This window comes from Afipia carboxidovorans OM5, from assembly GCF_000218565.1.
Lineage (GTDB): Bacteria > Pseudomonadota > Alphaproteobacteria > Rhizobiales > Xanthobacteraceae > Afipia > Afipia carboxidovorans.
Genome location: NC_015684.1, coordinates 533,792 through 546,943, shown reverse-complemented (window position 1 = coordinate 546,943; position 13,152 = coordinate 533,792). Strand labels below are relative to the sequence as shown.

The following is a 13,152-nucleotide window of genomic DNA, read 5'->3' as shown; positions in this document are numbered from 1 at the left end:
ATGGCCGCAACAGAGGCGACGTAATCGAGAAACTGCGGCCATGACTGCGGTTGTCGAAAACCTGCTTCGATTAGAGGCAGCAAATTGTGACGATCGCTCGAAGTCAGGAACGATGCTGGTGCTGGAAAGCCTAAAGTAAATATTTGGCAAATGACTACCTGAACAGGCGTGCCTTCAATTCAACCTTTCAGAAATGCCTGTCGGTTAAGGTTTCAGCGGCGCTCGGTCATCGCCTTTCCGACGAGAAAGGTCGGAGACCCGCTTCCGATCCGGTCTCCTAGCCTCGCTCGGTCCCCGTAGATTCATACCGTTGGCGCGCTCCTTGCTGATGATTGAAGCGGCAGTTCATGTCGTAACGATCCGGCACATCACGCCGCTCAAATAGGTGGGAAGATGGCACTAACCCGTGTCGGAGACATTCTTGACCCGAAACAGAACAACTTTACCCTGTTACGTCTCCTGGCCGCCTCGTGAAGCGGCCCCTTAATTGACCGGACACGTTCTCCCACTTCGATAAGAGGTAGGAGTAATGTCGTGTCTATGACTAGCAGCGATTTTAAGAGTGAGGTCCTACAGGGCCCGGAACGTCGTCGGCGCAGGACACCGGCCGAGAAGCTGGCGATCGTGGCAGAGACCCAGGAAGCCGGCGTCACGGTCAGCCTGGTGGCACGGCGACACGGTATTGCGCCGAACCAGCTGTTTCTTTGGCGGCGGCTCGCGTCCCAGGGTGCGTTGACGGCGACGCAATCCGAGGAGCCGGTGGTGCCGGCTTCTGAGTACCGTTCGCTGCAGGGCCAGGTTCGGGAGTTGCAGCGGCTGCTTGGCAAGAAGACGATGGAAGCGGAGATCCTCAAGGAGGCTCTCGAGTTCTCCTCGGGCTCAAAAAAACATCTGTTGCGGTCGCTGTCGTGGCCGAAGGACGGTTCCCAATGAAGACCGTCTGCGACGTGATAGGGGTCGCCCGATCGAACATCGCTGTCAGCGTCAGGGCGCCCATCGCCAAGCCCCTGGGGCGGCCGCCTCAGCCTGAGGCCGATCTGCTCGACGAGATCAAAGCCGTGATCGGAGAGATGCCTACCTATGGCTATCGTCGCGTCTGGGCTGTTCTGCGGCGCACCGCCGAGGCTCAGGGCCTTCAACCGCCCAACCACAAGCGCGTCTATCGGATCATGAAAGCCCACGGCCTGCTGCTACAACGTCATGCCGGCGGTGCTGAGGAGCGACGCCACGACGGGCGCATCGCTGTCGACCGCTCCAATCTGCGTTGGTGCTCGGACGGCTTCGAACTGGGCTGCGACAATGGTGAGAAGGTCCGGATCGCGTTCGCGCTCGATTGCTGCGACCGCGAGGCCATAGGCTTTGTCGCCACCACCGAAGGCATCAAGGGCGAGGACGTGCGCGACCTGATGGTTACGGCTGTCGAACACCGGTTCGGTCGGGTCAATCGACTGCCCGTCACCATCGAATGGCTGACCGACAACGGTTCCGGGTACGTCGCCCACGACCCCAGGCGCTTTGCTCGTGACATCGGTTTTGAGCCTCGCACGACTCCGGTCGAGAGCCCTCAATCAAATGGAATGGCAGAAGCGTTCGTGCGCACAATGAAGCGCGATTACGCCCGCGTCTCTCCGCTTCCTGACGCAGCCGCGGTGATGCGGCAGCTGCCCGCCTGGTTCGAGCACTACAATACGGTTCACCCGCATCGAGCTCTCAGCTATCGTTCACCGCGCGAGTTCATTGCCTCGCGCTCAAACCGGGAGAACATGTCCGATCTTTAAGGGGCAACAACACCTCGGCCGTGGTCATTTCTCATGCAGTCTTCTTACACTCTGGCCACAAGGCCGACGAAATCCTTTCCAGCATCACCTACTTCAATCTGGGTGATCACGCCGTAAATGTGTTTTTCGTTCTATCCGGCCTAACGGTTGCCGGAAGCCTCGCCAAATCGCCCTCCATCACTGAGTTTATGGTTGCGCGCGGCCTCAGAATATTTCCTGCACTCGCGGCCTGCGCACTGCTCCTGGTCCTCGTAGGAGCGATCGTTACGACTTGCACACCGACGCAATTTCTTTCGGACACCCGTGTTTGGCGATACGGCATGAGCACCCTGCTTCTGGGTTCCGCGGCCATAGGTTTGCCCGGCGTATTCGGCGAAAACCCTCATCCTTCCGTCATGAATGCGTCGATCTGGACACTGAAGTATGAAGCCGCGTGCTATGTGTTGCTCGCATTTGTTGGATGGCTTGGGTTTGTAACCGAACGTCGGTTTGCTTGGCTGCTCGGCCTCTCGTGGACCATTGCGGGGGGAATTCTGTTCGTTCATTTCGGACACGACACAACCCCACTCGATCAGGCGGCGCGCTTCTGGTTGTGTTTTTCTCTCGGCGTCGGGTTTTACGTTTTCCGGCGCCAGATCGTTTTGTCTGTCTTCGGCGTGGCCGCAGTATCTGTTTTATTTTGGTTCACGATTGGATCACCTCTCGAGCGCATCGTTTCGCTTTTTGCGACAGGGTACGCAATTGTCTGGCTTGGCAAGCTGCCCACCGGTCATCTGCGCGGTCTCACCAATCGCATCGATCTTTCCTATGGCATTTACATATTCGGCTGGCCAATCACACAAACATTGATGTTAGTGCAACCAAGTATCAGCGTTTGGTTACTAACACTGCTTTCGCTTATGTTGGCCATGGCTGTCGCACTTCCATCGTGGCTGCTAATTGAGCGGCCTGCCATGCGCGCGCGCAAAGTCATCTCGATCTCGATTGAAGCGCGCATTGACCGTCTGCGTCAGCGATTGAAATCAAAACCCATGCATGAGATGGCACAACATACAAGGTCGATGCAGCCAATTACCGACAAGTAGGTCAGCTTAGTTTTTGACAGCTCGCACCACTTCACCCGACCGGACGCACGCCTTCGAATTCCATGTAGGCGCGTCGACCGTCCGGCCCGAACAGAATGACGGCATATCGTTCGGGCGTGCCGTCCTCCATGCCGGGCGACCCCACCGGCATTCCCGGAACCGCCACGCCTGTGGCGACGGGACGCTCCTTCAGCAAGCGCTGAATGGCCGGCGCCGGAACATGTCCCTCAATGACGTATCCATCCGCCTCGGCCGTATGGCATGCGGCGAGATCGGTCGGGACGCCCAAGCGCTTTCGAACGCCCTGAAGGTTTCTCTCTTCTTGAACCGCGACGCCGAACCCCGCAGATTCAAGATGCCGCACCCAGCCTGAGCAGCAACCGCAACTCGGATCCTTGTGGACACGAATGACGGGGGTCTGTGCAGCCTCCGAAACCGTTGGAGCGATCACCGCCGCCGCGACAATTCCGAGTGCGCTCCGCCGCGATACGTTACCTGTGTTCATCTTGAGCCTCCTTCCAAGCCGATCATCCCTTTGCGTGATTCCATTGTCGCTACCCGGCGGCCGGCTGCATCGTGCCGAGGATGCTGACCGCCAGGAGAACCATCCATCCCAAGAACTGCTCTCCGAGCACATGGTTGCGCAGCCTTGCGGACGACCTCGCTAATCCCTCGGCCGCATCCGTTCGAATCCTGCCCAGCGACGGAACGAGCCAGAACCGGTTCGCGAGCGCGAGCGCGAGCATTCCACCGAACAGGGCAAGCTTTCCGAGAAGGATTTGGCCGTACGGCGTGTTCAACAACCCGGACGGCGATCCGACCAGGAACCAGCCGTTGACGAGGCCCGATCCGATCAACGCGGCGACCGCGAGATATCCCATGCCGGAGAACCGGATCAGAATCCGATCCACATCCTTCGATCCGACGTTCAGGTCGGTTCCGAGATAGCGATGCAGGATCAACGCCAATGGAATGAGGCCGCCAAGCCAGGCTCCGGCGGCAAGTAGGTGCACGGCATCGGCAACGATGTGCATGACGCCGGCCCAGCCTTGCTCGATCTGGGCGTGACCCGTGCCGGCCAACGACGCCAAAAGGATCGCGGCCAGGAGCGGCGTCATCCAATTCTGGTGATGCGCCGCCACCTTTGAACGGAGACCCCATGCCGCCACGCCAACCGTGAGGACCGCAAGGAGCATGCGCATCGTCCAAACGGTACCGAAATCCGTGTCATGGACGACCGCCCACGTCGTCTCCGCATCGACGAGATCGGTCATGCTGCCGCTCATGTTCGCGGCCGCAAACGCAAACCAGCATAGGCCGCTGAACAGCACCGCGACGGCGGTCCAGAAAAGCCAACGTTGCCGCCAGCAGCCCAAGACGTCCGGTTCGGCTCCCGCGTATGCATAGAGCGGAAACAACGATATCCCCGCGAGGGCCGTTGTCGCCAGATAGTGCAGGAACCGCGCGACGATCAGTCCAAACTCGATCATCAGCGGGTCACGCTGAACGAATAGGTCCCCTTGACGCGATGGGTATCGTCCGAGACAGCGTGCCAATCGACCTTGTACTCGCCGGGGACCAATTCCTCTTTCAGCGGCACCACCAATCGCTTCTTGTCGGCCGGATCCGTCTGGGATTTTCGGGTCGCAATCGGCCGGCCCGCCTGGTCCTTGATTTCGATTCCCGAGAATTTCGGTATCACCGCTTCATTGAAGGTGATCCTGATTTGCTTGGGCGAAGACGTCGCCGCGCCTGCGGCAGGTTCGGAGGTCTTGAGTTGCGGATGAGCGAGGGCTGCTCCGCTTGAAAAGATTGCTGCGGTCAATGCAATGACGATCGTTGAAGTCTTGGACATTTGTTTTCCTGTTTGCGGTGAAGCGGAAGCTCATTTCACGTCGAGGACGAGCATTAGGCCTCCGCCGCCCTGCTGCTCGACATTGTTGTTCGCCGTGTGATGCGGGATGTGGCAATGCACCAGCCATTTTCCCGGCTTGCGGGCGGTCCAGACGACGTCGTAACGCTGGCCCGGACCGAGGTTGACGGTGTCCGCCTGATACCGAGCGCTTTGGTTCAACGTCACGCCATCGACGGCCACGACTTCGAAAGGCCCACCATGGACATGCATCGGGTGCACGAAATTGTTGTTGGTGCCGATGAATCGCAGTTTGATCGTCTGGCCGACCTTCATGGCGACGGTGTCGGTGGACGGATATGCCTTGCCGTTGATGGTGAAGTAGTTGGGCAAGGCTCCCTCCATCAGCATGGCCGGATAGGTCAGCCACTCGCGTTTCAACCATTCCTGCAGCTGGATCGTATAGTCGAAGTCGGCCTTGACTTCCGCGCCGGGATCCTTGGGCGCGATCAACAGCGCACCGTAGAGTCCAAGCGCCTGCTGGCGATCCGGATGGTCGTGGCTGTGATAGAAATACGTACCGCTCTGCCCGACGGTGAATTCGTAAGTGTACGATCCGCCTGGCGGCACCGGCTTCTGGGTGATTTTCGCCGGGCCGTCCATTTCGTTCGGAAGGATCAGCCCGTGCCAATGAACGGTCGTGGTTTCCGGAAGCGCGTTATGGAAGTTGATGCGGACGTGATCACCCTCGGTCATTTGAAGTCGCGGTCCGGGCACCTGGCGATTGTAGGCATAAGCCTCGACCGCGACGTCTGGCAGAATGTTCCATTGGATGATGGAAGCTTCGATATCGAATACCTTGACCCCGTCTTCGATGCGCGGTTCGAGCACACGATCGCCCCTTGCATCGGGCGGCGCTTTGTAGAGGACCTGTCTCGGCTTGACCGCCGCCATGTCCTTCATGGCCTCTCCCGGAAGATCGAAAGTGTTGATCATGCCCGGAGGCATGATGGCACCGTCGACGTCGCGGGCGCTCAGACTCAAGTTCACCGAAAATCCCGGCACCACCATTCCGGAGATCAGAAGAAACGAAGTCACCCCGGCCAACGCGACCAACTGCGGGACGGTGGCCTCGCCGCCCATCCGGTGATCGCTCCCACGCTGGATTCCGCCGCCATGATGTCCCGTATCACCGTGTCCATGCTGATGCGATTGCGAGGCCCCGGCGGCCTTGCCTCCGGTCCGCTCGGTCATTAGGCCGTGCTTGATCTTCTTCTTCACCATCCAGACGTTGAAGGGGTATGCCGTTGCAAACCCGACCATGACGCCGAGCGACATCACGCCCCAGAAGACCAATTCGAGCGGGTCCATGGCGCGCATGTCGCGGCCCATCATCAGAAAGCTCATCGTCGGCGCCATGCCCGCCATCATGGCGTTCATGCTGATGAATTCGGGCATGAAACTCTTGCGCACGTTCTCCCAATACGTTCCGCCCATCATCTTCTTCATAAACAAAGACTGGAAGATGAACAGACCGAACGAGAATCCGGCAACATACTCCACGATCAGGTCGATCCACATCGGAAGGCCCATGAGCGCCGTCACCGCCGCCGCGAGGATGATCCCCGTGGCGTCGCCGGCGACGCAATGGATGGTACTTCCGATCCCCTGCTTCCACAGCGGCGACGTGAATTGCTCGTGCTCACCGGGACGCGGCTCCTTGTCCGCCAGCACGTAGAGCAGCAGACCGAACGGCCCCATATAAAGCGTGACGAGGATGAATCCCCATTTCATCACTGTTGGTTCGGGATTCCCGTTGAATTGGTCGAACGCAACGTAAGCCGTGGAGGCAGTCGCGAGCACGAACCAGACGATCAGGAAGTAGTCATAAGGAAGGGCAATCATGAAGACCTCGTTCAAGCCCGGTCGCCGTGCATACTAATCCGCATCGATCGCAGGCTTATTACCGGTTGCCCTTTAAACGACTGAGACGTCGCATCGTTCTTCCCGACAACGGCGCCGACGCCGAAAAACGCGATAGTCCGTCGGTTCGTCATTCATTCTCCCCTTTCGACCCGATTGCGACGGGCGTGACCGATGCCTTGGGGGCGCGGGCATCAAGCGTGCGGGACCATGTCCGATAGAGCGCGACGGCCGTCATCAGCACCACGCCGCCAACGCTCACCCCGATCTGGGTGATCAGGCGGTCTGAATACATCTCCAGAATGAAATGCCCAACGAACGACAGGAAAATCCCTATGCAGAACACCTCCAGCGATCTCTGACCGCAAACGATGACTGGACGAGCCAGTTTTGAATCGAGACCTTTCCAGTCTCGCGGAACGAGGTGAACAACGAACACAGCAAGCGCCAGAAAATGAACGATCCTGTAGGGTGCAAGATTGGTTTTCTCACTGAGAACATCGAACACGGGCGACAATGCGGTCGATAGACCAAAGCGAGCACCGATCGTTACGACGAATGCGAAAACCACGAATGCCACGCTCGCAATCAGGACCGTTCGGGACCGGGCCAACGCCTGTGCCCGGGCGGCGCCTCCCAACGCCGCCCATGCCCCCATCGTGAACAGAAGCTGCCATGCCAGCGGATTGAAATACCACCCGCCGGACGGATGTGCAGGGAAATTCGAGCCAAAATGACGCGCCAGCACGTAGACCATGATCGACGCGGCCAGCGCCGCATCCGGAGCTCTCATCATCAGGATTAGAAACGGGGCAAAACCCGCCATCAGCACGATGTACAAGGGCAGGACATCCAGATTGAGCGGCTTGAACTTGAGAAGGAGCCCTTGCGCGAGCGTTGCCACCGGTTGTTCGATCAGTCCGGCAACGTTGAACTCGTCCAGGAGGTGAGAATGTCCGTAGTTTTGCGCCACGTACCCGATGGCTACGGCGTAGAACACGAACAACAGAATATGCGCCACATAAAGTTGCCAGACCCGGCGGATCAGCAGGGCCGTCCCCGCGAGATATCCCTGTGCGACCATCTTGCGTGCGTAGATGAACGCGGCGGTGTAACCGGAAATAAACACGAAAACGTCCGCGGCATCGCTGAATCCGTAGTTTCGCGTGGTCACCCAGGCGACCGCATTGTTCGGGATGTGGTCCAGGAAGATCGCCCAGTTCGCCAGGCCGCGGAAAAAATCAAGCCGGAGGTCGCGCCTGGCGGGTGATGTTTCCTTTGCCATCGCTCTCTCCGTTACCGTCAGCACGGGCGGGTGGATTTGCATTGAACGATCATCCGGCATGGGAAGGCTCAATCGTGGCTCTTAGGACCTGCCGCGATTTCATTCTGTTTCGGCTCCGCTCCGGCGGAGCGAACGAACCGAACGATGCCGTCTCAAGGCTCATCACAAATTCAATCTGAAAAGGAGACTTCCGCCGACATGAGGAAGTTCCGGATGCCACGGTATCTTTGCCCTGCGGACGCTTCGGAAGCCGAGCGCGCGGTAGAAGGCGATGGCGCGCGCGTTGTCGGCCCAGACGTGAAGCGTGATCGACCGAAAACCTTGTAGCTTCGCCTCCGCGATGACGGCTTCGACCAGACGAATGCCGACGCCTTTCCGGCGCCAGGCCGGATCCACAGCGATATTGTTGAGCAAATAGCTTCGCGGATCGTTCAATCGGGTCCGCGCTTCCAAATATTCCTCGCGCGCCGTCGGTTTGGTGTGGCGCTGTTCATTCTCAATGGCACGCGCCGGAAATGCATTCGCAAGGCCAACTAGTTTGCCATTGGATTCGGCCGCGAAACAGTTTTGGTATGAAAAGAGACCGGTCGCGGTTGCGATCATCTTGCGATAGATCGCCCGGGCATCCGCCGTTGGATCGATCCCCCTCGCAATGAACGCCAGCGTCTCTCCTCCGGCGATATCCGCCAGGATGGCAAGTGCTTCGCTATCGGCTGCTTGCGCCTTCCGGACCACGAAACTGGAAACGTCCCCTGCCCCGCAACCTTCGACGGCGCCTTCGTTGAACGAACCTGCATTCAGTTCGCGCCGGATGTCGCCCTCAATCATCGGCAAATCCATCGCGCGGACTGCAATCGGTCTTCCCAGATCGGGCTTCGCGTGCCGAAAACGTTGTAGCCGACCCAACGATATCGCTTCACCCGATCCAATACCGCCGGGCCGTCGATCCGAACGAAACGCCAAGCGGCGGGGTCGAAGATGTAGAGGCTCAACGCCGCGTCTTTCATCAAATGACGAGAGACACCGTGGGTCGGATCCGATCCGTGATCCTCACAGATCAAAAGCGAATTGCCGGACAAACAGGCCTTGGCGCCTTCGATGGCTTCAATCTCGACGCCTTCGACATCCAGTTTGATGACCATCGGTGCTTGTGCATCGAGATCGTCCTTAAGAAGACCGTCGAGCGAAACGCGTCTCACCGCTCCAGGATCGTCATCCTTGACCGCATAAGTCGAGAACGCCTCGTGTCGTCGTCCCGCGACACGCACGAAACCGCCGGTTCGGCCGCCGATGGCTGCGTTCATGCAGCGATACCGGTTGCCGTTCAATCCGGCGTTCAACGCGAGCCGCGCGGCGTTGCCGGGCGAGGCTTCGATCGCCAGGGCGGTCTGGCGGCCGAACGGCGCGCTCGATGCGAGAACCGACCAGTAGCCGAAATTGGCCCCGCAATCGACGAAGGTGTATTTGATGTCGGCGACGCTTCTCAGAAACGTCTCGATCTCTTCTTCGTAGTAATAGCGGCTGTTGAGGATTCGGCTCCAGTACCGATCACAAAACGGTATCGCAAATTGAACGTCAGGATTCAATCGAACGACGATATCGCGTTGCGCGACGGCGCAGGAGACCATGTCGCAGCCCCATCCGCAGCCACGGTGTCCGAAGGGCTGCGTCACGACGGAGCCGACCTGCAGTGCGTAGACCGCCATTTGGTCGACCAGGCCCGCCCCGCTCAGCCTACCGCTCTGACGGTCGTAGAAAAACTCGGCATCGGCCGCATCGTTACGACGCAACGATCCCTCCATCCGAAACTCCTGCGTGCTACCTTTCTCGACGCCATCGAACGAGAATGTCCGACGGCGTCGAAAATCCGGGTGCTATTTCTGCTTTTCGATCTTGGTGACGGTGATGCCAGCCGTTGCCCGTTCGGCCTGGAATTGCACCTTGTCGCCGACCTTGACCTGTTTGAGCATCGCCGGATCCTGGACGCGGAACACCATCGTCATGCCCTCGTCCATGTCGAGGTTCTTGATCGGGCCGTGCTTCAAGGTGATCTTGCCAGCGGCCTCGTCGATCTTCTTGACCTCGCCCTTCGCCATATCGGCCTGCGCCATGGCAGCGGCAGACCACAAGGCGAAGGCGATTGCGAAAATTCCCGCCATAAAGTTGCGTGTCTTCATTTTCACTCCTCTTCAGTTACTGCGCCTTCCCTCGGAAGGCCTTCTTTCACGCTGCCAGCGCTGGATTCTGTTGCGCGCGTCGCGGAGGGCAAACAGTCCTCCCACAACCACGCGCGCGGTCACATCGGGGCAGTAGTGAAATTCCCGGACCGCAAGCAGAACGCCTCGTTTGCCCGCGAGTCCCTTTTTGAATTGCCGAATTCCCGGATCACCGGGACCGCCGAGTTCGTACCAACGCACCTTCGCGTTCTCCCGCAGCCAGCGCATAACGTGCCATTGCAGGACGTATCCGGCGTTCAGCGCCGTCGCCTCGTCGCTCGTCGCACCGAAAACGTAATAGGCGAGATCGCCCACCACGCTGAAGGCGATGCCGCCGATCGGCCTTCCCTCATGATGTGCCAAGGCGATGCGCATCTTCATTCGTTCCGGAAGCTCCATCAGGTTCGGAATAGATGCAGGCAGATCGACGCCGGGATAGTTCAGGTTTTTGCGCCGAACCATCTCGGCATAGATGTCCTGAAACGTCTTGACGTCGGCCGGAGCGTCGCCGATGCGAACGTCGAGACCATGCGCAAGGCCTTTGCGGAGATTGTAGCGCCATCGCTGATCCAGACTCTTCTGCTGCTCGGCCTCAGCGAGCGATGCGTCGACGAAGTAGCGGTCAAGCATCGATGACGCGGAGCCCGCGAGGCCCATCTCGGTCAGGATTTTCGCTTCGATCGGATAGAAGTCCGGATGCGGTCGCGGACGAAGGACGAGGTAAAGCTTTCGTCGACGGCAGTATTCGTCCACCAGCGCCGTCACCGCTGCCCGATAACGGTCCGGGTCGGGAGTAACGTCGAAGGGGCGCCAGAACGGCGCGAAGCGCACGAGCGCCATGCCGCGGCCGAGATAAGGCACGAGATAGAGACCGATCCGGGCCCCTGCGACAGGAGCGCTCTCGCGTCCCAGCAGAATATGGCTCGATCGTTCGCCCCGTTGTCCGGAGCCGTAAATCGCCGTCTGTTCGTAGTGGACGTCGGCAAACGCGCCCATCGCTGCGTGCCAGCCGTCGTCCGGCACGCAGTCGATCTGGCAGTCGTCCATGGCACCCACTTGCAGGGTAAATGTCATGAGTTCACTTGACGACGACCGTACCGATCATTCCGGCTTCGCGGTGGCCGGGGATCAGACAGGAATATTCAAACGTGCCGCGCTTGGTGAACTTCCACACGATCTCGCCGGTCTTCTTCGGCGCCAGGCGCGTGCTGTTCGGATCATCGTGTTCCATGTCCGGGTTTTTCTTCATCGCTTCGGCGTGCTTGAGGTTGTCGGCCGTGGTCGCGAGGATGAATTCGTGATCGAGTTCGCCGTTGTTGCGCAGGACAAACTTGATCTGCTCGTCCTTCCTGACCTCGACCTTGTCCGGCGTGAACGTCATCTTGCCGTCGGATTCACCCATCGTGACCTGCACGATCCGCGCAGGCTTCTTCGCATCGCCGGGTTCACCGGCGGAGAATGACTCGTCGTGGCTGTGCCCGGTCGGACCTGCGCCCGCCCATGCCGATGTGCAAATAGCGGTTGCGCTGATCACTGCGATTCCTACTTCGCGCCATTTCTTCATGTTTCGTCTCCTCGGGTTTGTTCGGACCAAATTTGAGGCTGATGCCTCGGGACCTTCGGCGGGGCTACATGCCCTTCATTCCCTTCATGTTCATTGGTTTCTTAGATTTCTTGTCTTCCGGCTTGTCCGTCGGCCTCGCGTCGCCTTGCCGGGGCGCTTGGCCGTTCGGGGCATCGACCTCGTAGGCGACGGTACCCGCGGGAAACTTGTACGGACCGGGATCGCTGTAGTCGTCGCGCGCCATGCCTTCGCGGATCTTCATCACCGTGAACATTCCGCCCATTTCGATCGGCCCGAATTGTCCGGTACCGGTCATCATCGGCAGCGTGTTGTCCGGCGCGGGCATTTCCATTTCGCCCATCGCCATGCCGGTCGAACCCATCACCATCGCGTCCGGAGCGAGTTTGCCGACCGCTTTCGCCAAATCCTTTTTCGACACACCGATCAAATTGCGCACGTCGTGCCCCATGGCATTCATGGTGTGGTGCGATTTATGGCAATGGAACGCCCAGTCGCCGGGATTGTCGGCGATGACGTCGAAGGCGCGGATGGCCCCGACCGGGACATCAATCGTCGTTTCGGGCCACTGCGCGCTCTCCGGCACCCAGCCGCCGTCGGTGCAACTCACCCCGAAATGGTGCCCGTGCAGGTGGATCGGATGATTGGTCATGGTGAGATTGCCGATCCGCACCCGGACCTTGTCTCCGAGCCGCACGGGCAACGGGTCGATTCCCGGAAACACCCGGCTGTTCCAGGTCCACATGTTGAAGTCGGTCATCTCGTTGACCTTCGGCAGATAGGTACCGGGGTCGATCAGGTATGTGCTCATGACGAAGACGAAGTCGCGATCGACCGGACGGAAGGATGGGTCGCGCGGATGCACCACGAACATCCCCATCATCCCCATCGCCATCTGCACCATTTCGTCGGAGTGCGGGTGGTACATGAATGTACCGCTGTGCTTCAGTTCGAATTCGTAGACGAAGGTCTTGCCCGGCGGGATGTGCGGCTGCGTGAGGCCGCCGACCCCGTCCATGCCACTGGGCAGGATCATGCCGTGCCAATGCACCGTCGTATGCTCAGGCAACTTGTTGGTGACGAAGATGCGGACCTTGTCGCCTTCAACCGCTTCGATCGTCGGTCCCGGGGATTGTCCGTTGTAGCCCCACAGGTTTGCCTTCATGCCTTCGGCGAACTCCCGCACCACGGGCTCGGCGACGAGATGAAATTCCTTCCAGTCGCCGTTCATCCGCCAAGGCAGCGACCAGCCGTTGAGGGTGACGACCGGGCGATAGTCCGGACCGCTGGTCGGATGCAGCGGCGGCTGCATCGTCACCTTGTCCATCATCGGCGCTTCCGGAATGTTCGCCGCCTGCACACGGCCGCTGACGGCGCTGGCGCCGACCAGCGCGGCCGTTCCCAGAAATCCTCTTCGCGATAGCATGTTGG

General features: G+C 59.5%; 13 protein-coding genes. 2 read left to right on the top strand and 11 right to left on the bottom strand.

Features of this window, described 5'->3' with window-relative positions:
- Nucleotides 1-540: 540 nt before the first annotated feature.
- Nucleotides 541-1,778 (top strand): IS3 family transposase gene (locus tag OCA5_RS02620; protein WP_148261417.1). Its coding sequence is split into 2 segments (ribosomal slippage): nt 541-880 and nt 880-1,778, totalling 1,239 coding nucleotides; the frame shifts between segments, so codons are not numbered across the junction.
- Between the two features lie 20 nt (nt 1,779-1,798).
- Nucleotides 1,799-2,863, top strand: coding sequence for an acyltransferase family protein (locus OCA5_RS02615; RefSeq protein WP_013912810.1), 1,065 nt, complete (start codon nt 1,799-1,801; stop codon nt 2,861-2,863).
- Nucleotides 2,864-2,894: 31 nt separating this feature from the next.
- Here the strand turns inward: OCA5_RS02615 and OCA5_RS02610 are convergent, their stop codons facing one another.
- The 11 genes from OCA5_RS02610 to OCA5_RS02560 form a co-directional block, all read right to left on the bottom strand.
- The gene (locus OCA5_RS02610; protein WP_013912809.1) at nt 2,895-3,368 is read right to left on the bottom strand and encodes a DUF411 domain-containing protein; all 474 of its coding nucleotides are present in this window, start codon (nt 3,366-3,368) and stop codon (nt 2,895-2,897) included.
- Nucleotides 3,369-3,417: 49 nt separating this feature from the next.
- Nucleotides 3,418-4,353 carry a copper homeostasis membrane protein CopD gene (gene copD / locus OCA5_RS02605; RefSeq protein WP_013912808.1) on the bottom strand — a complete coding sequence of 312 codons (936 nt, stop codon included), beginning with the start codon at nt 4,351-4,353 and terminating at the stop codon, nt 3,418-3,420.
- Nucleotides 4,353-4,718 carry a copper homeostasis periplasmic binding protein CopC gene (gene copC, locus OCA5_RS02600; RefSeq protein ID WP_013912807.1) on the bottom strand — a complete coding sequence of 122 codons (366 nt, stop codon included), beginning with the start codon at nt 4,716-4,718 and terminating at the stop codon, nt 4,353-4,355. The genes copD and copC overlap by 1 nt, the downstream gene beginning before the upstream one ends.
- 30 nt (nt 4,719-4,748) lie before the next feature.
- Entirely contained in the window at nt 4,749-6,620 is a 1,872-nt protein-coding gene (locus tag OCA5_RS02595; protein ID WP_012564747.1) for a multicopper oxidase domain-containing protein, read from the bottom strand.
- A gap of 148 nt (nt 6,621-6,768) precedes the next feature.
- Nucleotides 6,769-7,923: an OpgC family protein gene (locus OCA5_RS02590; protein ID WP_012564748.1), complete on the bottom strand. Its 1,155-nt coding sequence runs from the start codon at nt 7,921-7,923 to the stop codon at nt 6,769-6,771.
- A 162-nt stretch (nt 7,924-8,085) separates the two neighbouring features.
- Nucleotides 8,086-8,763, bottom strand: a complete 678-nt coding sequence (locus tag OCA5_RS02585; RefSeq protein ID WP_244396098.1) for a GNAT family N-acetyltransferase — start codon at nt 8,761-8,763, stop codon at nt 8,086-8,088.
- Nucleotides 8,748-9,725 carry an FkbM family methyltransferase gene (locus OCA5_RS02580; RefSeq protein ID WP_012564750.1) on the bottom strand — a complete coding sequence of 326 codons (978 nt, stop codon included), beginning with the start codon at nt 9,723-9,725 and terminating at the stop codon, nt 8,748-8,750. Before OCA5_RS02580 ends, OCA5_RS02585 begins: the two co-directional genes overlap by 16 nt.
- Before the next feature lie 72 nt (nt 9,726-9,797).
- Entirely contained in the window at nt 9,798-10,100 is a 303-nt protein-coding gene (locus OCA5_RS02575; RefSeq protein WP_012564751.1) for a copper-binding protein, read from the bottom strand.
- A gap of 12 nt (nt 10,101-10,112) precedes the next feature.
- Nucleotides 10,113-11,213 (bottom strand): lipid II:glycine glycyltransferase FemX, encoded by a 1,101-nt coding sequence (locus OCA5_RS02570; protein ID WP_013912805.1) that lies wholly within the window; start codon nt 11,211-11,213, stop codon nt 10,113-10,115.
- 4 nt (nt 11,214-11,217) lie between these two features.
- Nucleotides 11,218-11,703, bottom strand: a complete 486-nt coding sequence (locus OCA5_RS02565) for a cupredoxin domain-containing protein (protein ID WP_013912804.1) — start codon at nt 11,701-11,703, stop codon at nt 11,218-11,220.
- Nucleotides 11,704-11,767: 64 nt separating this feature from the next.
- On the bottom strand, nt 11,768-13,147 hold the full coding sequence (locus OCA5_RS02560; protein WP_013912803.1) for a multicopper oxidase family protein: 1,380 nt from the start codon (nt 13,145-13,147) through the stop codon (nt 11,768-11,770).
- Nucleotides 13,148-13,152 lie beyond the last annotated feature (5 nt).